The sequence below is a fragment of the Vibrio nigripulchritudo ATCC 27043 genome, assembly GCF_000222685.1.
Classification (GTDB): domain Bacteria; phylum Pseudomonadota; class Gammaproteobacteria; order Enterobacterales; family Vibrionaceae; genus Vibrio; species Vibrio nigripulchritudo.
Genome location: NZ_AFWJ01000257.1, coordinates 15,785 through 38,417 on the forward strand (window position 1 = coordinate 15,785; position 22,633 = coordinate 38,417).

15 protein-coding genes, 4 tRNA genes and 1 pseudogene are annotated in these 22,633 nt (G+C 44.8%); 10 read left to right on the top strand and 10 right to left on the bottom strand.

The features are described from left to right. Window positions 1-59: 59 nt before the first annotated feature. Window positions 60-2,423 (bottom strand): DNA polymerase II, encoded by a 2,364-nt coding sequence (locus tag RH89_RS17090; protein ID WP_004404708.1) that lies wholly within the window; start codon window positions 2,421-2,423, stop codon window positions 60-62. Between the two features lie 535 nt (window positions 2,424-2,958). Here RH89_RS17090 and uvrY point away from each other — a divergent pair. From uvrY to pgsA, 3 genes are read left to right on the top strand one after another with little or no spacing between them, the layout of a single operon-like run. Then, entirely contained in the window at window positions 2,959-3,603 is a 645-nt protein-coding gene (gene uvrY / locus RH89_RS17095; RefSeq protein WP_004404710.1) for a UvrY/SirA/GacA family response regulator transcription factor, read from the top strand. Continuing rightward, on the top strand, window positions 3,603-5,435 hold the full coding sequence (gene uvrC, locus RH89_RS17100) for an excinuclease ABC subunit UvrC (protein ID WP_004404713.1): 1,833 nt from the start codon (window positions 3,603-3,605) through the stop codon (window positions 5,433-5,435). The genes uvrY and uvrC overlap by 1 nt, the downstream gene beginning before the upstream one ends. A 50-nt stretch (window positions 5,436-5,485) precedes the next feature. Continuing rightward, window positions 5,486-6,043: a CDP-diacylglycerol--glycerol-3-phosphate 3-phosphatidyltransferase gene (gene pgsA / locus RH89_RS17105; protein WP_004404715.1), complete on the top strand. Its 558-nt coding sequence runs from the start codon at window positions 5,486-5,488 to the stop codon at window positions 6,041-6,043. A gap of 49 nt (window positions 6,044-6,092) precedes the next feature. Here the strand turns inward: pgsA and RH89_RS17110 are convergent, their stop codons facing one another. After that, complete coding sequence (locus RH89_RS17110) at window positions 6,093-8,159, bottom strand: sensor domain-containing diguanylate cyclase (protein ID WP_004404717.1); 2,067 nt, start codon at window positions 8,157-8,159, stop codon at window positions 6,093-6,095. Between the two features lie 615 nt (window positions 8,160-8,774). Between RH89_RS17110 and RH89_RS17115 the strand changes: the two genes are divergently transcribed. From RH89_RS17115 to RH89_RS17130, 4 genes are all read left to right on the top strand, one after another. Further along, window positions 8,775-8,848, top strand: a tRNA-Cys gene (locus RH89_RS17115). Window positions 8,849-8,850: 2 nt separating this feature from the next. Further along, window positions 8,851-8,926: transfer RNA gene (locus RH89_RS17120), tRNA-Gly, on the top strand. 174 nt (window positions 8,927-9,100) lie between these two features. Then, window positions 9,101-9,187: transfer RNA gene (locus RH89_RS17125), tRNA-Leu, on the top strand. Between the two features lie 13 nt (window positions 9,188-9,200). Further along, window positions 9,201-9,276: transfer RNA gene (locus RH89_RS17130), tRNA-Gly, on the top strand. A gap of 100 nt (window positions 9,277-9,376) precedes the next feature. Here the strand turns inward: RH89_RS17130 and RH89_RS17135 are convergent. From RH89_RS17135 to RH89_RS17150, 4 genes are all read right to left on the bottom strand, one after another. Next, on the bottom strand, window positions 9,377-10,219 hold the full coding sequence (locus RH89_RS17135) for a mechanosensitive ion channel family protein (protein WP_004404719.1): 843 nt from the start codon (window positions 10,217-10,219) through the stop codon (window positions 9,377-9,379). A gap of 145 nt (window positions 10,220-10,364) precedes the next feature. After that, window positions 10,365-11,003 carry a YdcF family protein gene (locus RH89_RS17140; protein ID WP_004404721.1) on the bottom strand — a complete coding sequence of 213 codons (639 nt, stop codon included), beginning with the start codon at window positions 11,001-11,003 and terminating at the stop codon, window positions 10,365-10,367. 8 nt (window positions 11,004-11,011) lie between these two features. Continuing rightward, window positions 11,012-11,851 (bottom strand): NAD(P)H-binding protein, encoded by an 840-nt coding sequence (locus tag RH89_RS17145; RefSeq protein WP_004404723.1) that lies wholly within the window; start codon window positions 11,849-11,851, stop codon window positions 11,012-11,014. 3 nt (window positions 11,852-11,854) lie between these two features. Next, window positions 11,855-12,094, bottom strand: coding sequence for a TIGR02647 family protein (locus tag RH89_RS17150; protein WP_004404726.1), 240 nt, complete (start codon window positions 12,092-12,094; stop codon window positions 11,855-11,857). Window positions 12,095-12,422: 328 nt separating this feature from the next. Between RH89_RS17150 and focA the strand changes: the two genes are divergently transcribed. Further along, a complete protein-coding gene (gene focA, locus RH89_RS17155; protein ID WP_004404728.1) occupies window positions 12,423-13,265 on the top strand; it encodes a formate transporter FocA in 843 nt (280 codons plus the stop codon). A 102-nt stretch (window positions 13,266-13,367) separates the two neighbouring features. Here focA and RH89_RS17160 read toward each other — a convergent pair whose 3' ends face one another. The 3 genes and pseudogenes from RH89_RS17160 to RH89_RS30545 all read right to left on the bottom strand — a co-directional run bounded on the left by RH89_RS17160 (window position 13,368) and on the right by RH89_RS30545 (window position 16,401). Further along, window positions 13,368-13,586 carry a hypothetical protein gene (locus tag RH89_RS17160; RefSeq protein ID WP_004404730.1) on the bottom strand — a complete coding sequence of 73 codons (219 nt, stop codon included), beginning with the start codon at window positions 13,584-13,586 and terminating at the stop codon, window positions 13,368-13,370. A gap of 174 nt (window positions 13,587-13,760) precedes the next feature. Next, a complete protein-coding gene (locus tag RH89_RS17165; protein ID WP_004404732.1) occupies window positions 13,761-14,417 on the bottom strand; it encodes an HAD family hydrolase in 657 nt (218 codons plus the stop codon). A 180-nt stretch (window positions 14,418-14,597) separates the two neighbouring features. Then, a pseudogene (locus tag RH89_RS30545) lies at window positions 14,598-16,401 on the bottom strand (M28 family metallopeptidase). Window positions 16,402-17,608: 1,207 nt separating this feature from the next. Here RH89_RS30545 and exaC point away from each other — a divergent pair. After that, window positions 17,609-19,117 (top strand): acetaldehyde dehydrogenase ExaC, encoded by a 1,509-nt coding sequence (gene exaC, locus RH89_RS17175; RefSeq protein WP_004404744.1) that lies wholly within the window; start codon window positions 17,609-17,611, stop codon window positions 19,115-19,117. A 387-nt stretch (window positions 19,118-19,504) separates the two neighbouring features. Continuing rightward, window positions 19,505-21,523, top strand: coding sequence for an insulinase family protein (locus RH89_RS17180; protein WP_038146516.1), 2,019 nt, complete (start codon window positions 19,505-19,507; stop codon window positions 21,521-21,523). An 8-nt stretch (window positions 21,524-21,531) separates the two neighbouring features. Here RH89_RS17180 and RH89_RS17185 read toward each other — a convergent pair whose 3' ends face one another. Further along, a complete protein-coding gene (locus RH89_RS17185; RefSeq protein WP_004404748.1) occupies window positions 21,532-22,200 on the bottom strand; it encodes a response regulator in 669 nt (222 codons plus the stop codon). Window positions 22,201-22,633 lie beyond the last annotated feature (433 nt).

Here is a 22,633-nt window from a genome sequence, read left to right on the forward strand (position 1 = left end):
TCAACAGACCCTAATATCTAGAAAAGACCCAGCCTGCTGAGGCTGGGTCTTTTTATTTGTCAGAACAGACCCAACTGAGGGGCATTTAACCTTTCAAAATCCAAGCCGATGAAGGGCAGAATGGCATCGGCGATGGGTTGCAATTGTTTATCGATGTAATGCTGATAATCGATGGGGCTTTCAAGATACTCTTTGGGCTCAGGGCCATTCAGTGTGATGACGTATTCAATACGCCCTTTATTCTGGTATTGCAGAGGTCTTCCCAGCTTCTCGTTTTTTTCGTCTGCAAGTCGAGCGGCTCGGACCTGTGGTGGAATGTTTTTCTGGTAATCAGCCAGTTTTCTTCGAAGCCTTTTTTGGTACACGAGCTGGTGGTCGAACTCCCCGTTGCGAGTGCTTTCAACGTAGTCGCGAATGTATTGCTCTGGATCTTGATTGTGGAAGACCATGTCATACAGCGTTTGCTGGAATTCTTGAGATAAGGGGGTCCAATCCGTTCTTGCACTTTCCAGCCCTTTAAAGATGATCTGCTCGTTATCTCCGTCACCGATAAGACCGGCGTAGCGCTTTTTAGAGCCAGCTTCAGAACCACGGATAGTTGGCATCAGAAACTTCTTATAGTGCGTTTCGTATTCCAGTTCTAAATGGGAAGTAATACCAAATTCTTCGGTTAAGTGCGTTTGCCACCACTGATTGATGTGCTCGACTAAAGCGTGTCCTATTTTGTCTGCATCTTCCTGTGAATGAGGCTGGTTTAGGGCGACGAAAGTGGAGTCGGTGTCCCCATAAATGACCTGATAGCCTTTGTCTTCGATGAGTGTACGAGTTTGCTTCATGATTTCGTGCCCACGCATTGTAATGGATGATGCCAGACGAGTATCAAAGAAACGGCAGCCAGATGAACCTAACACCCCATAAAAAGAGTTCATGATGATCTTAATTGCCTGCGAGAAGGCTTTCTCATTGTTCTTCTTCGCCACATCTCGTGCTGCCCAGAGCTGCTCGATCATCTTGGGAAGAAAATGACGCTCACGGTGGAATTGTCCGCCTCGAAAGCCTTCAACGGCAGTATCTGGCGTATTCCCGACATCCAGTTTCAGACCTTCAATTAAGCCCATCGGATCAATCAAAAAGCTCCGAATGATAGACGGATACAGGCTTTTAAAATCCAGAACCAGCACAGAGTTATACAATCCCGGGATGGAATCCATCACATAACCACCGGGGCTGGCTAGCCAGTTCTCGGATTGTAGATTCGGTGCGATGTAATTTGCACGGTGTAGCTGAGGCAAATACAGGTTGGTAAAGGCGGCAACGGAACCGCCAAGCCTGTCCAGTTCTACTCCAGTGAGTTTCGATCGTTCTATGGCAAATTCCAGAAGATGAGTGTGCTCAAATATACGGTTCACCAGCACACAATCTTGCAGGTTGTACTTCGCTAGGGCGGGTTTGTCTTCGGCAAACATCCGATTAATTTCATCCATGCGGTCATGAACGTTATGGATGTCTTTTCCTTCTCCGAGAAGCTCCTGAGAAACGGATTCCAGCGACCAGGATCGAAAGTGGTAGGTCGCGGTTTTTAACGTATCAATACCATCTAGCACAACCCGACCGGGAATGGTAATGAAGCTCTGGTTGCTGTTATTGGACTGGCGAAAGTGCGCGTTTTGCCCGCCTCGCCCTATTTTCAGGGGAAGTTTGTGCCATTCACAGCGCCTGTGAAGCAATCTAAAGTCGAAATCTATGACACTCCAGCCGACTACAATGTCTGGGTCGAACATTTGAAACCAGTCGAACATAGCCTTCAATAGCGCGTACTCGTTTTCGACCCATTGAATATTGGTGGTTGCAGCCTGAGGCTCACCAATCATGATGACCCGACTGTCCATTTCACTGGCAAGCCCGATGGAGTATAGAATCCCTTTCTCACTGCATTCGAGATCCAGAGACACCAGAGTGAGGTGAGGATGGTAGTTACCAGACTTACATTGCGTATTATTGACCTTTATATAGTCATTTCTAGCTTGAGCATTGCCTTGAAACTGAATACTTCCCTGAATAAATCTTTCCATAAGGTATCGGTCGGCGAGCCTTACGTCGGATTCGTAGGTCAGGATGTCATTGCTATTAAGTAATTGAGAGGCAGCGGTCGCGTGTTTAATGGCAGTGAAATAAACTCCTGCCGTAGCAACCTGGTCAAAAGTCTTTAGTGGAAGAGGCTTGATATCGAAAGGAATTGCAGCCGCATCCAATAACTCGGTTACCAGTAGTGAGTACTCAGATTCGATAAAGAACACTGGCTTTTGGTCTGGGATGACAAGATGGGCGGGTCCTTGTGCCGTTTTTACCCATAAATCAATCTGAGCTTTGCCGGACACGTCCCTTGCTTGTCTTGTTAATACGAATCCGTCTTGAATACTCAATGTGTCTATCTCTACTTCGCTGGTCTTGTGAATTTCTTACAATTTTTATGGTTTAGCAACTTTGAGGTATTGATGACCAGAAATGCATCAACTTACACTTCAAAACCGCTTTAATTATATCTAAGTCGATTGAATTTATTGAAACTTATTCGTTACAAACAGGGCGCAAAATACCGCACAACCTAACATATAGTTATAAATAAGAACTTTTGGATCTGAGGTCTGTGTCGAATTATTTGATGGGAATTAAGACGTTATGATTTGTTTACTGAAATATCAATAAATAACAAATTCGCGCTCTCTCACATTGCTGACTAAAATTGCCACAACAATTGGCGAAAATCAGTACAAACGAGGGGTAAGTTAACGACTCTGATTATAAGTTATGACGAAAGTTTGCGTTGTGACGCATATTCATTGTAATTTTTAACCCAGAATTGAGATATGATGAGTTCAACTGAATTTATGAATTCAGTTCACCGGAGTGTGAACTGAAGGAATAGATAGAACCAAAAAATAGTGTGGAGATACAAGTTTGATAAATGTTTTCCTTGTAGATGATCACGAGCTGGTTCGCACAGGGATACGACGTATTATTGAAGACGTCCGTGGTATGAACGTAGCAGGGGAAGCTGACAGCGGTGAAGAAGCCGTCAAGTGGTGCAGAAATAACCATGCTGACGTTGTTTTAATGGATATGAACATGCCAGGCATCGGGGGTATGGAAGCAACGAAAAAAGTGCTTCGTTTCAACCCTGATGTAAAAATCATTGTACTGACCGTACACACAGAGAACCCGTTTCCGACGAAGGTTATGCAAGCCGGAGCTGCGGGGTATCTGACAAAAGGGGCGGGTCCAGACGAAATGGTGAATGCCATTCGAATGGTGCACTCCGGGCAGCGCTACATTTCACCTGAAATTGCGCAGCAAATGGCGTTGAGCCAGTTCTCTTCCGCATCTGAAAATCCTTTCAAAGACCTTTCGGAACGAGAACTTCAAATCATGATGATGATTACTAAAGGTCAGAAGGTTACCGACATCTCAGAGCAATTGAGTCTGAGTCCGAAAACCGTAAACAGCTACCGCTACCGTTTATTCAGCAAGCTGGATATCAGTGGTGATGTTGAACTGACTCACTTAGCAATCCGTCACGGAATGATCGATACCGAGACTTTGTAGTGTCTCAGCAATTCGATTCCGGTTCCTTTCTTAAGACAGTTACCAGTCAACCCGGCGTTTACAGAATGTACAACGCCGAGTCGACGGTAATTTATGTCGGTAAAGCCAAAGATCTCAAGAAACGTCTTTCCAGTTACTTCCGTAAAAAGGTCGATAACGAAAAAACGCGTGCGTTAGTCAGTCACATCAACAAGATTGACGTGACGGTTACGCATACCGAGACAGAAGCGTTAATCCTTGAACACAACTACATCAAGCAATACTTACCCAAATACAACGTATTGCTTCGAGACGACAAGTCCTACCCCTATATCTTTCTGAGCGGTCATAAACATCCACGCATTTCGATGCACCGAGGTGCTAAGAAGCGCAAAGGGGAGTACTTTGGACCGTACCCAGATTCTGGTGCTGTCCGCGAATCATTGCATTTAATCCAAAAGATTTTTCCGGTTCGCCAGTGTGAAGACACGGTGTACAGCAACCGTACCCGTCCATGTTTGATGTATCAGATTGGGCGATGTGCCGCACCTTGTGTTTCGTCTGTAATTTCGGATGAAGAGTACGCGGAGCTTGTGAACTACGTTCGCCTTTTTTTGAATGGGAAGGACAAACAAGTTCTAGAAACACTGGTTTCCAAGATGGAAAAAGCCAGTATGGAGCTGCGCTTTGAAGATGCAGCGACTCTAAGGGATCAGATTCAGGCGATTCGTCGGGTACAGGAGCAGCAATTCGTTTCTGAAGATTCCATGGATGACTTAGATGTTTTGGGCTTTGCTCAGGAAAATGGCATTGCGTGCATCCATATTTTGATGATTCGTCAGGGCAAGGTATTAGGAAGTCGCAGCCACTTTCCTAAGATCCCAAATAACACTGACCGACATGAAATTTTTCACAGTTTTCTGAGCCAGTACTATTTGAATCATAACGAAGCGCGAACCATTCCGACTCGATTGATTCTGGAGCAGGACCTGTTTGTGGATGCCGAACCTTTTCAGGAAGTGCTGACTCAAATAGCCGGGCGGAAGATCACCATTCTGACAAATCCGAAAGGTACGCGAGCGCGTTATCTTAAATTGGCAAACACCAATGCACTGACAGCGATAACCACCAAAATTAACCACAAGATGACGATTAATCAGCGTGTGAAAGCGCTTCAGGATCATCTTGATATGGATTCTATCCAGCGCATGGAGTGTTTTGATATCAGTCACACCATGGGCGAAAGCACCATAGCGTCTTGTGTGGTGTTTAATCGTGAAGGTCCGGTCAAACAGGAATACCGTCGATACAACATTGAGGGTATTACGGGGGGAGACGATTACGCCGCCATGGGGCAGGTTCTGGATCGTCGATATTCAAAGCAGTTGGACATTGAAAAGATCCCCGACATTATCTTTATCGATGGCGGTAAAGGGCAGTTAAATCGTGCTCACGAAATCATTTCTCAGCACTGGGAAGACTGGCCTAAGCGACCAAGGCTGATAGGTATTGCTAAGGGCATAACCCGAAAACCTGGTTTAGAGACCATGATTACGGTTGAAGGTGATGAGTTCAACATGGCGACTGATGAACCTGCGTTGCACCTGATTCAGCACATTCGGGATGAAAGCCACAACCATGCTATAGCAGGTCACCGAGCCAAACGAGGTAAAACCCGTCGCACCAGCGCACTGGAAGGCATTGAAGGTGTCGGTCCTAAACGGCGTCAGGCTTTACTGAAATACATGGGTGGTTTGCAGGAGTTAAAGCGGGCAACTGTCGAAGAAATCGCCAAAGTTCCAGGTATTAGCCTTTCTTTGGCAGAAAACATTCATCAAGCATTGAAACAATAGACGTTTTGACGCACCATTAAGCGCGCAATGACTAAGAGCTTAAAAAATATATGCGTTTTACCATACCGAACATTCTTACCTTACTCCGATTAGTACTGATTCCTGTATTTGTCATCGTGTTTTACATCCCCACGCCATGGGCTCCTTTTGCCGCTGCAATGGTTTTTTGGGTAGCAGGATTTACTGATTGGCTAGACGGTATGTTAGCGCGTCGGCTTGGGCAAACTTCTCGCTTCGGAGCGTTTCTTGATCCCGTTGCCGACAAAGTGATGGTTGCAACGGCTCTTATTCTGATTACAGAGCATTACGCGACCTGGTGGATCACCATTCCGGCGATAACCATGATTGCTCGTGAAATTATTATTTCTGCTCTGCGCGAATGGATGGCAGAAATAGGCAAACGCTCAAGTGTCGCAGTGTCATGGGTAGGCAAGGTAAAAACACTGTCCCAGATGTTCGCACTTTGGGTTCTCATCTGGCGTTATGATGACTGGATGGTGTGGCTGGGTTACGCGGCGCTATATTTCGCTACAATTCTGACCTACTGGTCAATGGTTCAGTATCTGGTTGCTGCCAAAGATGATCTTCTGGATGAAAAGCATCAATAGATTGCCAAGCTGACAAAGAATAATAAACGGATGAGAAATCATCCGTTTTTTATGCCTCCGCTTTAGCGACTTCGGATACTGCGTACTGATTTCTTCCCCCACGTTTGGCGTGATATAGCGCGCTGTCAGCGTGCTGCAGAGATTCAGATAGGGAAACTGAAGAAGGGCACTCATCGAAGTGAGCCACGCCTATTGAAAGCGATACGCGGTCAGCACAGTACGAATTCAGATTGGGTAGGTTCAACTTGAAAACGGCTTGCTGAAAATTCTGAACTGCATCATTTACCTTCGCCGATGTTCTTCCTCCGACCACAATAGCGAATTCGTCGCCACCGTAGCGGTAACACTTGGCACTCAGGTGCTTAAAATGCTCCTTAATTTGCTGAGTGATGGTGATGAGTACTTCGTCGCCCTTAACGTGACCGTAATGGTCATTGAGCTGCTTATAGCAATCAATATCCAGCATGATGATACTGTAGCCAGACTGCTTTTTGTTTTGCAGTTCTCTGTAATGAGCATCCAAGGACTGGCGATTCCATAATTTGGTCAGATGATCTGTTTGAGAGATGAGGGTGAGCTGATGTCGGTTGAGCTGGTTTTCCAGTGCAATAGAAAGATAGTTCGTCAACTGAAGAAATAGCTCATATTGATACGTTTGATAGGCATAGCAAGCCCCTGCCTGAATCGTGAAGACGGCTTTCACTTCACCATTGATGGTGATTGGAGAGAATAACAACGAGCTCATGTTATCGTGCTCTGAGGTTTCACCTAGCATTTCACGCTTTTTCTCTGCCGTCATATCGTTGAAATAAAGTGAAGAGTTATTCTTAGCGCAGTATTCAAAGAATGTCGCTTTCTGCAGAAAATCGACGTAGGTTGGCTTCTTAATGGCATTGTCTTCGTAATAATGTTCCACAAAAAGTTTTGGCTTGTCAGACTCATAAAACGCAATGGCAAGCGTATCGATGGTGAAAAGATTACTCAGATCATCAACTAGCTGGGGTAGTACATCCCGAAAATTGTTGCACGTGCTCAGGTATTGCCCAACCCGGTTGATCAATGCCAGGTTTTTATTGATGTCCTGCGCTGATTCCAGTGCCAGTCGATCCATATTGAGCTGGTAAATTTGGCTAAGGTAATCTTTTTCCCTTTTCAGTGCGGCATCACGAGACTTCTTGAAAGAAGCAAAGAGCGCACTGAAATGCTCATCTTTTTCTTCTCCGGAAGGCATGGTTTCCAGCCGACTCAATAAGATGTGGTTGTACTTGTCGATAAGTTTGTCTGTGCCGACTTTTCTTGCATAACTTAACCCTTCTTCAAGGTATTGATCCAATAAAGTCCAGTTAGACTGCTTTACTAGCAGATAGCAGTAATCCAGCATCATTTCAGACAGATAGTAATCGTTCTGACAAACTTTAATCGCGTCTATTGCAGCAAGGTGGTGGGTCTCGGAAAGTTCAAAGTTCCCCCTTGCCATATGGTAGCGACCCTGAACCTGATGATAGAAGCTAAGGTATCTTAGATTACCGTGTATATGAGGTTCTATCAGATCCGATATGGCAGCGACTTCATCCAACTGATTGAGCTCTACTTTGACACCAATGATATTGATGTAAGGAACCAGCTTGTATTCCAGCTCTTCATCATTCAACGCATCAAGTGATTGCTCAAAGTATTTCAATGCCGATGAATACTGCTCAACATTCATAAGCAGGTCACCAATATTATTGCGGATAAAAGCCAGCAGGCGCTGGTCGCCAAACTGTTCGACTCTTTCTGCTTTGGTCAAAAATTCACTCGCATGGGAATGATCGCCCAGTAAGCCGAAAATCGTACCGATATGAAAGTAACCAATGTGAGCCAGATACTCTTGATTATGGGTCTGGCACAAAGAGACACAGTCGAAGAACTCTTTTATAGCAGGGATCAGGTGACCTTCGCGGTATCGGGAGTAGGCATTGAAGACACTCTGAATCTCGACAGGAATGGATTGCCCAGTAGTTTCAGACAGCTTTTGTATATCGGCATACCTTTCTTTAACATCGTTTGCAGAGGCCGCGGTCACTAGGTTTCTGACCTCTTGCATTAATGTTGTCTGCCATTGCGGATCTGTCATGATGGGGTCCTGTGGTGACAATGTCGAAAATTAAGATATCTCATACTATATAAAACTCAGCCAGTTCAAAGAGCTAATTCTCTATTCACCTCAGATTTGAGCTTTAAGTGTAAACTATTGAGCTCCTTAGTTATGGAACTGCTATCTATGTTAAGAGCGTGCTAATACTATAGATTTCACAGAGACTTACTTTTAAAGAGGTGAACAAATCTGACGGTTTGTTTGGTTTCAATACTACTTGATATTAAGGTCAATAATAAGGATTGGACGGGCGTTTTCTGTATGGATGATGAGCCGATCAAGATAAAAGGGTAGGAGTCGTATTTTTTTCAAATTCGTATCAATCTTGATTCAGTTGTAATGTGCCCACAGGCTGAATTTCTTGTGTAATGACCTTAACCTTCTTCACTACTCTGTTAATGTGTTTTAAACAAATAAAAGAGGTCGATATTGGGTAAATGTCGCTACAAAAATAATCTATTTTACTCCTTTTGAATGGAAAATAGCCAAACGAATCAAAAAACTAAAAAATACAGTTGACGCTCTCGCGGGAATGCGTAGAATGCCTTCCCGTACTCAAGAGGAACTCACCAAGGTTTTTCAAAAAGAGTCAAAGGCGTGTTGGCAGAGTGGCTATGCAGCGGATTGCAAATCCGTGGACCTCGGTTCGACTCCGGGACGCGCCTCCATCGCGACACTAGCTCAGTTGGTAGAGCGCAACCTTGCCAAGGTTGAGGTCACGAGTTCGAACCTCGTGTGTCGCTCCAAATTTTAGTTTGACGATATTTCGTTAAACTGCGATGCAAGGTTTCCCCCCTTGCCAAGGTTGAGGTCACGCCTAAGCCTTGAAGATCGGGAACCTCGTGTGTCGCTCCAAATTAAAGTGGTATGGCTTGAATAGCGATATCCAGATGGTGTCTCCATCACAATGAATATTGTGTGCCCTGGTGGTGGAATTGGTAGACACAAGGGATTTAAAATCCCTCGGCGTTCGCGCTGTGCCGGTTCAAGTCCGGCCCGGGGCACCATCTCATCATATATGCGACACTAGCTCAGTTGGTAGAGCGCAACCTTGCCAAGGTTGAGGTCACGAGTTCGAACCTCGTGTGTCGCTCCAAATACAAAAAACCTCGATAGCAATATCGAGGTTTTTTGTTTTTAGCCTACTAAAAACCCAAGCCAAAGCTTGGGTTTTATCATTTGCATGAATCTGTTTGTTACGCTTTCTGACCGAAATGTCTCTGATACATTGCCATGAAATCTTCACGAACCAGCTGTTCAATTTCAAAAGCCCGGTCGGTTGGGCAGAACAGCATAAAGTGAACAACCTGCTCTCCGGTGTTGGCACTGGATATCGAAATATGCGGTTCAGCACCAGGTAGATCCACACCAGCATGACGTTCGATGACAACGTTATAGCGTTTGGCGACATCAATAAAATCTTCACAGTGGTCATCAATTTTAGCCAGCAGGCTAGGGAACATTGGGTACAGATTCCGGAATTCACCTACCACAATATTAAAGCTGTGGTAAACGTAACGTTTCATGAAGTTCAGGTTTTTAACTGGAATACTGAAAAACATACTGTTGGGTAGGGTAGCGGTTTTACCTGTGTAATTGTAATTTCCATGGTGAAGATCAATTTCCTGAATCACCGTAGCCATCAAATTGTGTTCAATCACCTCGCCACATAAATTCCCGACTTCAATCCAGTCTCCGATACGGAAAGACCGTGAACTGGCGCGCTGAATTGAGCCAGTAAAACATAAAATGATCTCTTTTGAAGCGACAACCACGGCAACTGCAATTGCAGTTAATGAAAGCGCAAATTCGCTGATTTCCGACTGCCAAAGCAAAAACAACGTAATAATGATGACGGAAAAGGTGCCGTTTTTGGTTCGGGAAATCCATTTTCGTTGATCTTCAGAAAGGAAATTGACATCACCCCGGATCATAGAAATGATGAACTTGCGAATCAGAACGATCACTAAAATGACTAAGGCACTCAGCAGAAGTTTATTTTCTAGTAGAAAGCCGACAGCTTGATCCAAGACTTCCATTCGTTCACTCCTAAGTAATTTGATTTTATTGTTAGATCAATAGCCCCTTGAAGTGCTATTTCTGAGGGCACCAGAACCCAAATACCCAGAGGCTATCGTCTCTGGGTATTGTCCAATTTTGTTGCGAAAAAGCAAAACCCAGCATTTAGGCAAATGAAGGGAACGCTTTTATATTGTTGTATGCACGCATGACAGATTCAGGGATCTCCTGTTTTATCTGAAACCCTTTTTCCGGATACGTCTGAATACGTTCAAAGTCGCCCAATAACGCCTCTATCACTAGGTTAGAGGGTATCGTATCGTTGAAGTAGTCCAAAAATCGACCACCGGGGGATGTGACATAGACCTCTTTATAAGGCAGCTTCCACTGCTTCACAAAGGTCGCGTATGCGCGCCTTTCCATGTAAGGCTTTTGTACCAAGAGTACTTTTTCCGGGGCGAAATCCAGCTGCTCCAGAATAATGGCAGTAAAGGCAACGTTTTCTCCAGAATTGGTGGCTTTGGTTTCTAAGACAATGTCACTTTCAGGGACACCCAACTGTTTGGCAATATCAGCAAAATGCTCAGCCTCTGTTACATCAAACAAACCTTCTGTTAATCTGCCTTGAGCGCCAGAAAAAATCAGTTTGGGGGCAATGCCATCCAGATAGAGTTGCGCTGCATATTCAGCGACCCTTTCGTCGTTACTGCACATACAGAAAATGCAATCGGCTTTCTGAAAATGCTGATGCATTTGCATGTAATCCCACAGAGTCTCAATATGCTGATAAAGGCGCGTAGACATAAATTCTCCTATAGCGCGTCCAGCGTACTCGGATAAAGAAATGAGTAGCCCAAAGAAACCAGCTTGTCAGACACAATTCGTTTTCCGGGTTGGTCAACCACGGGTGGAAGAGTGCATTCTTCATCCGAGTCGATGGCTTCGATCGCTCGTTGATAATATTCCGCTTTACTGACGGTTGAAGGGCTGGTTGCGTTGACAACGGTGTTATGGAGATTGGTCACAGCAAAAGCGACGACGCCTACAGCATCATCCTGGTGCAGCATATTGGCAGGTGCAGACTTACTCACCGATTTAAGTCGACCTGCAAACCGAGAAGGGTGTCTGTCTGAACCTACTAATCCACTGCATCGAACCACAACGTAGTCCAAGCCAGAGTCGATAATAGCCTGCTCAGCTTTCAGCATGATGACAGCCTTTTCTGAAAACTCTTTATTTTCTATAGCGATAGATAGAGATGCTTTTTCCTCGGTCATGTCCAGTGATTGTTTAGGGTATACTGTGGTAGAGCTGACTTTTACTATCTTTTTGACCCCAGCTTTATTTGCTGCTTCAGACATAGCTTGCCAGTGCAAAGCGTACTGCTCGCCATTTCCTTTTCGAAAACCTGGAGGGAATGCACCCACGACAATATCTGCTTGATGAGAAGTAAATATCTGGGTCAGGCTTTTGATGTTGTCTTCTAAGCGGTCGGAAAATGAAAAAGCAGCGCCTTCAATTGATTGAGCGTTTAGCTGCTCGATACCCTGCTGAGAGGTTTTAGTCGCAATAACCTGATGGTCATTGGAGATAAGGTGTTTGGTCAGAGGCAGACCTAGCCAGCCTGCCCCTACAATTACAATACGGCTCATTGATTAAGCACCAGCACACAGCACGCGAAGAATTTTGTCTGCGTGTTCTGCCACTTCAATGCCTTCATCTGTTAGGTAGCCACCGTCAGGCAGGGTACATAATTTTTTCTCGTAGAGACGCTGAACAGCATTTTGAGCAGACTCAGAAGCGTCGTGGTGCACTTTTATGCCCGTTGCTGCACTGCTGATATCAAATTGAAGAAGAAGGTTAAGCTCGTCGATATGGTCTTGGGTGTATTTCATCGTAATTCCTCAGAGCGAAATGTCTGACCCCACCATAAAGCTCTGAAAGATCATGTACAACCATGAGAATAAAGATCTGTTAGGTTGAATCAAATTGGTGTCAAACTAGCCAGTGTCTGGTTGGGATTGTGATATCACTACGGGTTTTGCTGATCTGCCTTTTTCTTAAGCCAAGATTATGAATTTCATTTGCTTTTTTTCCTGTCTCTCAGCGACTGTTCTACAAGGCTTTCAACAATTTTTGAAAACATAGAAATATCCCTTGAAACTTAGTGGAATTAGAGCGATTATCCGCGCCTCTTCCATGTTTCAAAATGTTTCAGGCACCATGAATATGAACCAATTCGATGCGTTGTTACCACCTCAAATGGCCGAGCGTGCGGCAGAAATCGGTGTTGGCAAAGCAACAAAAGATCCAATGAAATCGTTTCTGCTGGCAATTACAGCTGGATTGCATATCGGAATTGCATTTTTGTTCTATACCACCATCACCACAGGGGCAGAGGACTTACCCTGGGGGTTAACCCGATTTGTCGGCGGGTTGGCATTCAGCATGGGGCTTGTTTTGGTGATCATTACGGGAGGCGAACTTTTTACCAGTTCGGTGCTGACGCTAGTTGCGCGAGCGAGTGGAAAAATTACCTGGAAGTGCCTGTTTAAAAACTGGCTGGTGGTTTATGCCGGAAATCTGGTTGGGGCGCTGGTTTTAGTGGGCATCATGCTTACCGCGAAACAATACATGTTCGATGCAGGGCAGGTCGGTTTAAACACCATGCACATCGCTCAGCACAAGCTTCACCATGGCTTCTGGCAGGCTGTTGCTTTAGGCATCATGTGTAATGTTCTGGTATGCATTGCGGTTTGGATGACATTCAGTGGCAGAACCCTGACAGATAAAATTATCGTCATGGTGTTGCCTGTTGCCATGTTTGTTTCTGCTGGTTTTGAGCATTGCATTGCCAACATGTTTCAGGTTCCGATGGCAATAGGGATAAAAGAGCTCGCAACACCAGAATTCTGGATCATGATAGAGGCAACGCCAGAAAGCTTTGCTGATCTGAATTTGACCACCTTCATCATCAATAATCTTGTTCCCGTTACTTTAGGAAACATCATTGGCGGAGGCGTGTTCGTCGGAATGGGGTACTGGCTTATCTATCTGCGTGATTAGGTCAACAGATCCAAAAGATTGGCAGATTTAGAACGAAACAAAAAAGCGGGCTCGATTGAGCTCGCTTTTACAGTCTTTTTAAGCGAATTGTTCTGAGGTGACCTAATACCAGATTAAGCTTTCTGGAGTCATGACGCCTGCCAGAGTGTCGGTACTGCTACCGACAAAGCCCGTGGTAACACCTTCTTCAGGGTTAACACGAAGCGCAGGTTTCACAATGGCTTTAACTGGTTCTTTAAGCCAGTTTTTGCTGTCACCTGTGGGTTCAGAGCCCACGTTGCTTTTTGTTGATGGTCTAGCCAGACGATTTTGAATTTCCATGTGCTAAGTTCAATCCTTGCATCTTTTATGTTGGGGAGAATGCCCCACTCAGTTTTCACTTTAATGACAGTAGTAAAAAATTAAAAAGTCACCGGATTTTATGACTGATTTGTGATCTGGCTTCGCATTCAAAAGGTTATCCACATTTTCTGTGGATAACCCAGTTAACACTCATTACCAGTTTATGATATTCCAGTTATTTTCAAATCCATACGAACGAATTTGTGGGCAGGGGTTCACAAGGTGGACTTCATCAGCGTATTGACAGAGTGGTAAGTCATTTATCGAATCTGTATAGAATATGATGCGATCATAAGACACGTTTTGTTCTTTAAGCCATGATTTTAAACGGGTTACCTTGCCATGTTGGTAGCTTGCAACGCCACTGATTTTCGTCGTATAGCGTTCGTTATTTTCAATCAGGTCAATACCGATTGCATGCTCAATTCCCAGTTGATTAGCGACGTGTTTAACCAAGAAATGAACTGATGCAGAAATAACCAATATGGTGACGTCGTCTTGCTTTAACTGGGCTAGCAGATCTCTTGCTTGTGGAAAAACATGTCTCAATATGCGTTGTAGTACGCATTTTTCCACAAGCTGGTTGACCTTAATTATAGAATGCTCGGTAATCGGATTGAGAGAGAAATCCAGATATTCCTGCATATCCATGTCGCCCTGAGCATACATCGCCATCAATCTTTTATCTTCTGAAAGGAAGTTAGGTTGAGTAGCCACTCCCTCATCAACCAGAAACTGATTCCAGATCATCGAGCAATCGCCATTTACTAGGGTTTCATCTAGATCGAATACGAATAATGGTTTGGTCATACGATTTTTATGTTCCGTATCGCTTGGTTGGTTTTAGAGATGAATCTCTCGAAAGTTTAAGAGATAGGTCATGTAGATTTTATGACAGAAACTTTTCGAGAACTCAAAAAAACGCCCCAGAGAAGGGGCGTGAAGGTTGGAACAAATGAGCTCGGGTGATATACCCGAGCTTAAAGGAGATTATTCAATGTCCTGATCAAAATCACCGTGGAAGTGGTCGTGGTCAGATACGCTGTCAGCCGCTTTTAAGCGCTCGCCAATACGCAGAGTCTGCTTAGGTGCAGTAGGCTCTGAAGAGATGGCGAAACTGCGTGCAGATTTCGCCGCAGCCTGTGTTGTCGCTTCTGGTTCAGGGAAAAGCTCTTCACTCATTGCGTAGTAGGTTGTCACGTAGGTCAGCGCCTTAGTATTCATAAACAACGCTTTATGGCTAACGTTTGTGGAATCATCACACGCTCGGTGGTAACACTTGTCGTAAGCCACATCGATGTCGCCGCCAAAGTCACCCACTTCTTCCGCTGATTTCAGTTTTTCAGCACCGGTAAATAAGCCACCAAATGCGACCCCCCAGTCAGCAAAGCCCGCGTAATCGGAACGTTTGGAAAGCGCCTGAGGAACGGTCTTCTCTCCATTGCTTCCGAAGAACTCAATGAATTGTGCCTCGATATCCGATGTACCAAATGGTGGAGTGAAGTCACCTGTGTAGGCGTTGTCCGGGCTATCTTTGGTGTCTGAAAGGTCACCATCCATAACGCCATAAATGTAGTTTGGTGACCCGATCATGTCGAAGTTCAGATACAGTTTCACATTGTTAAGCTCGTTATAACGTGCTTCCACCATGTCTTGCTGTTCTTCGGTCAGATCGTCTGGGTTATCGATTCCCAGCTCTTCCATGATTTGCTTGCGGGCTTCATCAAGGAGTGGTTTAAACAATTCTTCGGTGTAGTAATTCGAACCTATCAACCCGGCCTCTTCGGCTGCCCACCATGCAAAACGGATTTTGTTTTTAGGTTTGACACCAATGTCTGAAAGCGTCAGGGCGTATTCCAGCAGACCTGCGGAGCCCGAACCGTTGTCATTGATCCCCGGCCCTTCTGGTACAGAGTCTAAGTGCGCACCAAGCATAATGACCTGATCGTCGTCACCATGACGTGTCTCTGCCAGTAAGTTATTCGTTTTCACCATCTGGTTCATTGTAATAACGTTCATGGAAGCACTGATTGTGCCGCTCGCGAGCGCGTCATACCACTGCTTACCTAAATCATAACGCAGCCCAAAGGTTGGAATGGTCACCGTGCTGTCACGACCTAAAGTGCCTTGAACCACACTTTTTCGACCATCGTTATTACCTTGGTTGAAGATAAGCACACCTTTTGCTCCAACAGCCTGAGCATTGGTGGCTTTGGCATTGAATGAACAGCCCCCGCGCTGGATGACTGCTATCTTTCCTGTCACGTCCTTGCCGTTAAAGTCGGTAGTTTCACAGCCGTCAGTATCATCGTAATCGGGCTGATCGAATCTGAAATCAGGCGTGATGAAGACAAGATCTCCCGTCACTGTGCCATTCGACGAACCTGAATAGGACATGGTCGCGTAGTCTGGGACTTCTCCTTCACCCGCATCTTTGGAGCTGAGCAGTGTTTTACCGTCTACTTCCACATTGGTATTACCCAGCTCCTGCCAGCTTCTGAAATCGAATTCTTGCTTAGTGACTTTATATCCGGCTTTTCTTAATTTCTTCGCAATGTATTTCAGGGTATTTTTTATAACCTTTGGTGCCCGCAGCTCGAGTCATGGCTTTACCATCTGGGGTAGGGACTGCGCGTTTTTCAAGTTTGTCGAGGTGTTTTACCACGGCATCTTTATCAATCTGGTCACTGACGTATTTTGCGACGAATTTCGGATCATCCCAAAAACAGCCAGAGAGCATAACGGAGGCGACCGAAACCGCGAGCAAAGATTTTTTATTATTCGCCATTTTCATTATTCATTTCCTTTGAAGTTGACTGAAAGGTTGTTTCTTTTGCGAACGAAACAACACATGTTAGTTATCGAAAATTGGGCATTTCAAATTTTATTAAAATCTTTCACGGCAAAAATAATTAAATTGTGAAAGTGAAGCATAAATATTGAGAAAGTGAAAATGCCACTTTTCATTCTTTATTTTTGAATAAAAATGCTTTCTATGTGTGTAACAGAAAAATATGCATGCACTGAATTTTGTGCGGCTGGTTCAGAGTTTGAAAAGGCAGAATGTTGTTCTGAGCCTTATTTTCAAACGCTTAATAAGCAAAGGCTAGAAGCGCAGCCTTTCAAGTCAATGGAAGAACAAAATTTCTGAAACAAAAATTGCCATTGAATAGGTATTTGTTGAGCTTTTTTATCAATAGCTGAAACTTTATTAAAGTAACTTTAGAAAATATGAAAAGAGAATAATTAAACTGGTTGGTTGAATTTTGATTTTCGTGTAAGTGTTTTGAAATTGAGATGATTAATAATAGGAAAAAATTGAATCGATATAATTTAAATTTCTTTAATTTAATATGTTATATCATAACAAAAATAAGTTCGCTAATTTTAAATTCTGTCTTCTGCAAATAATTTATATCAACGCCTAAATAGGCTGGGATTTCGATAATTCAATTTAAAGAGAAATAGAAGCTGAGGTACTTGGTTATATATGAGGGAAGTCTAAACTTCATCTGGGTCAATTTAATATCAAATGGGAAAAGCTTGCTTTCTATCATTGCAGCTTTTTCTCATCCGAAAGGAGGAGGTTTTGCCAACCAACTGCGGATGGAGCATCAAAGTGTCTACTGGGAGAATGAACTATCTAGGGGCTGTTGACCTTTCGCGGTTAAATTTTGTTCGAGTTCTATGTGTTTTAATCGCGGCGCAAGGTCTTTAGCTTGGTTTTGAAATAAATAAGTATCTAAGCAAATACCTTGCAACAAAGAGTAAAGGGTATAGACCGGGGACGCCTAGTTGAACCCTTTGGGCAGCATTTGTGGCTCCTTTCTACTGTGTTACCGTTTATTGATGTAGAGCGACTACACCGAATAAGCGCTGCCTTGTATAAAGAACCCACAAATGGCTGCAAAAATCATCTCGAAAGGTCAACAGACCCTAAAACAAGTGATACAGAGCGATCACCAAATACAGACAGAACGACTACCACTAGAGAGGTGCTTATGATTTACGCGAAACCAGGGACGGAAGGCGCAGTTGTTAGCTTTAAACCCCGCTATCAAAACTACATTGGCGGTCAGTGGGTAGAACCCACAAACGGTCAGTACTTTACCAATACATCTCCATGTACGGGAGATGTGATTGCGGAAATCCCTCGTTCAGAGGCGGCGGATATCGAACTGGCTCTCGATGCTGCTCACAAAGCCAAAGACGCGTGGGGCACCACCTCGGTCACTGAGCGTTCCAACATACTGCTGCAGGTTGCCGACCGAATTGAAGCGAACCTTGAAATGCTCGCTGTCGCAGAAACTTGGGAAAACGGAAAAGCGGTGCGAGAGACATTAGCCGCGGACATTCCACTTTGTGTCGACCATTTCCGGTACTTTGCCGGATGTATTCGAGCGCAGGAAGGGACAGCCGCCGAACTGGATGCGAATACAGTGGCGTATCACATTCCTGAGCCACTCGGTGTAGTAGGGCAGATCATCCCTTGGAACTTTCCGTTGCTCATGGCAGCATGGAAAATAGCACCGGCGCTGGCTGCGGGTAACTGCATAGTACTTAAGCCAGCAGAGCAAACGCCAACCACGATTTTACTGTTGATGGAAGTGATTGGCGACTTACTGCCACCGGGCGTACTCAATGTGGTGAATGGTATGGGACCAGAGGCAGGGCAAGCCTTAGCAACGTCTAAGCGTATCGCTAAAATCGCTTTTACCGGGTCCACTGCAATCGGTAATCACGTGCTACGCTGTGCGGCAGATAATTTGATTCCGTCGACCGTAGAGCTGGGGGGCAAGTCTCCAAATGTGTACTTCGAAGACATCATGGAACAGGAAGAGGCGTTTATTGAGAAAGCGGCAGAAGGAGCAGTTCTGGCATTTTTCAACCAGGGCGAAGTCTGTACCTGTCCTTCCCGATTGCTTATCCAGGAAAGCATTTACGATGCATTTATGGATAGGGTCCTGGCGAAAGCGAAAGCTATCAAGCACGGCAATCCTTTAGATACAGAAACTCAGGTTGGGGCGCAGGCGTCTGACGAGCAGTTTGAGAAGATCAAGAAGTATCTGGAAATCGGTCGAAACGAAGGCGCATCGGTTGTGATGGGCGGTATGCCGGAAGATTTCGGTGGCGGTTACTACATTCAGCCGACCATTCTTAAAGGCAAAAACTCGATGCGAGTGTTCCAGGAAGAAATCTTTGGTCCCGTCATTGGTGTCACCACATTTAAAGATGAAGCAGAGGCAGTAGCGATTGCCAACGATACGGAATATGGCTTGGGTGCAGGTGTCTGGACAAGAGACATGAACCGCGCATTCCGTGTTGGTCGCGCTATTCAGGCAGGACGCGTCTGGACCAACTGCTACCACCTCTATCCGGCTCACGCTGCTTTTGGTGGCTACAAGAAATCTGGTATTGGACGCGAAACCCACAAAATGATGCTAGGGCATTATCAGCAAACTAAGAACCTATTGGTTAGCTACGATGTTAACCCACTCGGGTTCTTCTAAACCTTCTTTCCTGTTTTGAAGCTCTTGTCCTCCAAGAGCTTCTTTTCTTTGAAACTATGCCATTTTTTCTGGCTGAACAATCCTGACGCAACTAAATTCCTTATTTCTTCTTCACTCTTCACTCACTCGCCGTCTGTTCTCATTGAGATACACATAAATGGTAGTCTTATAAATGAGGCAGGGAATAAAAAACAGGAACGACCTGCTGATAAAGCGATGAACGACGCAGAATGATGTTTGGTCTTCACCGCAATATGGAACAAATAGACAAAAGTAAAAGGAAGTAGCATGGTTAAAAAAGTGGATACCTTTGCTTCTGTCTGTCACTTCAAATACTTACTGATGAAGTTTTAGTTTCATTGGTCAAAGAGTCATAGCGAAACCCTGATGAGTGATCTTGATAGTCCACCGTTTTATCTAACGGATGAGAAGATAACCTCAAATGGCGATGTCTGGTTATGCTGGAAACACACATCTGGTTTAACGCATTGGCATTGCCAGAATCTTTATCGCGGTACAGCAAAGGAAACATTTGCCGCCTCTGTCAAGATCAATACCCCATCTTCCGATAGCAGCGGAGTGGCTCACGCACTTGAACATATGGTGCTTCGTGGGTGTCACAAACTTCCATCCTCTCGCCGTTTTTGGCAGCTAAAGGCATCGCTGGCTTTAACGGAATTTAACGCCACTACCCGGCGTGGAAATACTCGGTTCCATCTGTCTGGTCATCACAGAGAAGACACAAGGCATGGTCTCAACTATTTCATACAAAGCGTGCTCACTCCTTTACTCAGAGAAACGGACTGGAATCAAAACCACGATAAAGGCATTCAACAGGGTGAAAGAAATGCGCTGTATCAGGAATTGGTTGGCTATCAGGGGTTCGATGAATTCAATCAGGCTTGTTCAATGTCGACTGAGCTCAAATACCCACTTTATTGTGGTGACCCGGGTTCTGTTTCTTCTCTGACTCATCAGGATCTGACCCGCTACTACTGGCGACACTACCAACCTGAGAACATGACGTTAATCACTGCTGGTGAGTGGTCAGTCAGCAGTATCTGGGAAGGCATAGTCACCGCCTTACTATACCGTGAAGCCATGCAACCCAAAGATCTGTCGATGCCAGAAAAATGGCTGAGTAAAACACGAAAAATCAATGACTCACACTTACTGACAATTCGAATGTCGGATCAAAAAGCGGTTCAGCTTTATCGAATGCTCAGTGAAGGACACGTTCAGGCAACATTGAAGACACTGGGTTATTCGCTGTTTCCACTCTCCACAATGCTTGACCCCAAACCGACGATACGAATGAAAAGCGGCACCGGAGAATACGATGAACTGATGGGGCGATACCTGAGTCTGCTGGTTAGCCAATGGACGGAGAGCCGTGAAGCCATCAACATCTGGCATGAATTCAATAGTCAGCAAAATCACCTCTATAAAAAGAAGTGGGGAGACAGTCTGGTTAAGCTTTATCAGTCAGTTACTGCCGTCAATGAAGGCTTGCTTTTTCCCGTCAGCAAACGTGAACCCATTGGTGACTGGCTTCCAAAACCAATGAACTACCATACCATTACGCTGTTTGCCCGATTGCCGCGAGATAACTCAGTGCTTAGCCGTGTTTATCGTCAATGGCTGAAAGAACTGATGCATTACATGTCGGTATATTTTCGAGCGAGGAACGCATCCGTTTCTTTTGACGAACAAAGCATCAGCGGCTTGTTCAGCGACATCCAGTGCCTGACGATCACTCTGTCATGTTCGGCATTGATATTCTGGCAGCACTTTGATGAGCACCTGCGTCAGCACTTACCTACTGGTTTTCATCTGAGCGAGTTGAAATCTGATCAGGCTATATTTACCCCCGCCAATCTTCCTCATAGCGTTTCAGTTACGTCTCCAGAAGAACCTTCTTTAACTGTTGAGTTGAGAGACGATGGTTTTAGTGCAGAGTTTCGCTTGCCTAAAGGGGTATCCTTGTATGCTCAGTCAGCCGCTGCCCAGTGGGTATTAAGCCGGCAATCCATCATTGATTTACGGTTATCTGGTCAGCTTTACAGCTTGAGTGCCACGGTAAAACCAGAGCGAAATGCTTTGGTATTTACCAGCCACTTTGACCGCCAGCCAGAGCAATCCCGACGATTGATATTAGAAGAGATACAGGCATTTTCTCTGAAAAATGTCAAAGAGAAGGAAGTCATTCAAGCATTTCAGGGAGGCAAAGGATTGATGCTTTCTATGTTTCAAAAACATCGCCCCAGTTTCTACCAAACAGCCTATCATTTGCTGGGGATTTCGTTGGAGGAGCCAGAATCAGAAAGTGCATCGAATCTGGCGTTTACTTTTGCTATGTGGAAGACCGCGTTGGCACCTTATCTTAAAACTCAGCGTCGCAGTTGATAGATAACTTATCGACGCAAATAGCGATCAAAGTCGATATTAGTCACCCCCACTACTGCCTGAATTCGGTTGTGGACCCCAAGTTTTTTCAAAATGGCTGAGACGTGAGATTTCACTGTGGTCTCAGAAATATTGAGATCATAGGCGATTTGTTTATTGGCGCTTCCCTGAGACATAGACTTAAGTACTAATAATTGTCGGCGGGTCAGGGTGTTTAACATGTCAGCCGAAAATGCGGGTTTACTTGTTCTTTGGTTGACGGGTTTGTTCTCTTCTGTCGCACGGATGATATTGGCAGGGAGGTACACATCGCCATTGATGATTTGAGAAAAGGCATTACTCATTTCTTCTCTGGGGGACGATTTAGAGATAAAACCAATCGCGCCGTACGCCATAGTTTGGAGAATGGTCTGCTTATTGGTTTCGGCAGAAATGATGGCAACAGGAATAGAAGGTGCTTGGTTTCTCAGCTCAAGCAGCCCATTCAACCCTTCCATTCCGGGCATGTTAAGGTCGAGCAGCACCAGGTCAGTGTCGGCGTGATCGCGAACGTAATCCAGAGTGGTGGCAACGTCCTCCGTTTGATGAATGGTGCAGTCCTGAAATTCGCTCCGGATAACAGACACCAGAGCGTCTCGAAACAATGGATGATCGTCGGCAATTAAGAATTTGTACATACGAATCCCTCTTCCTTAAGGTTTTCTTTTTTGATTCTTATTATTACCACTGATGCAGATGTTTGCCCAACTAACCTCAGTTTTTTGTGTTTCTATACTCAATTTCACACAAAGCGAGATGTGAGCCGCATTTCTTTTAACTGTCTTTTAAATACAGTTTATTAACCTGAGCTCAGAATTCACGTACTAAAATTGAGACATCGACCATATGAGGAGCTCCTGAAAGGAGAATATCCTCCTTAAGTAGGATATCCGTATGTTGCGAGCACGATAGACTGAAGGTATCCAAAATCTCGAGGTTCCCTATGTTTTCTGCCAATCCTCTTCCTGAACAAACCTCTGTCGTTACTGCAGAATCCTATCAACTGGATGCGGTGAAAGCGGTTCGCGAGTTAGCCTCCCGGCTGAATGATCCCAATATTGGGTTTGTTTT

What these genes read in the sequence shown, in the direction of transcription:
- pgsA (WP_004404715.1), top strand. Translation starts at nt 5,486, where the DNA reads ATGCGTTTTACCATACCGAACATTCTTACCTTACTCCGATTAGTACTG.
- RH89_RS17110 (WP_004404717.1), bottom strand. Translation starts at nt 8,159, where the DNA reads ATGACAGATCCGCAATGGCAGACAACATTAATGCAAGAGGTCAGAAAC.
- RH89_RS17135 (WP_004404719.1), bottom strand. Translation starts at nt 10,219, where the DNA reads ATGGAAGTCTTGGATCAAGCTGTCGGCTTTCTACTAGAAAATAAACTT.
- RH89_RS17140 (WP_004404721.1), bottom strand. Translation starts at nt 11,003, where the DNA reads ATGTCTACGCGCCTTTATCAGCATATTGAGACTCTGTGGGATTACATG.
- RH89_RS17145 (WP_004404723.1), bottom strand. Translation starts at nt 11,851, where the DNA reads ATGAGCCGTATTGTAATTGTAGGGGCAGGCTGGCTAGGTCTGCCTCTG.
- RH89_RS17150 (WP_004404726.1), bottom strand. Translation starts at nt 12,094, where the DNA reads ATGAAATACACCCAAGACCATATCGACGAGCTTAACCTTCTTCTTCAA.
- focA (WP_004404728.1), top strand. Translation starts at nt 12,423, where the DNA reads ATGAATATGAACCAATTCGATGCGTTGTTACCACCTCAAATGGCCGAG.
- RH89_RS17160 (WP_004404730.1), bottom strand. Translation starts at nt 13,586, where the DNA reads ATGGAAATTCAAAATCGTCTGGCTAGACCATCAACAAAAAGCAACGTG.
- RH89_RS17165 (WP_004404732.1), bottom strand. Translation starts at nt 14,417, where the DNA reads ATGACCAAACCATTATTCGTATTCGATCTAGATGAAACCCTAGTAAAT.
- exaC (WP_004404744.1), top strand. Translation starts at nt 17,609, where the DNA reads ATGATTTACGCGAAACCAGGGACGGAAGGCGCAGTTGTTAGCTTTAAA.
- RH89_RS17180 (WP_038146516.1), top strand. Translation starts at nt 19,505, where the DNA reads ATGAGTGATCTTGATAGTCCACCGTTTTATCTAACGGATGAGAAGATA.
- RH89_RS17185 (WP_004404748.1), bottom strand. Translation starts at nt 22,200, where the DNA reads ATGTACAAATTCTTAATTGCCGACGATCATCCATTGTTTCGAGACGCT.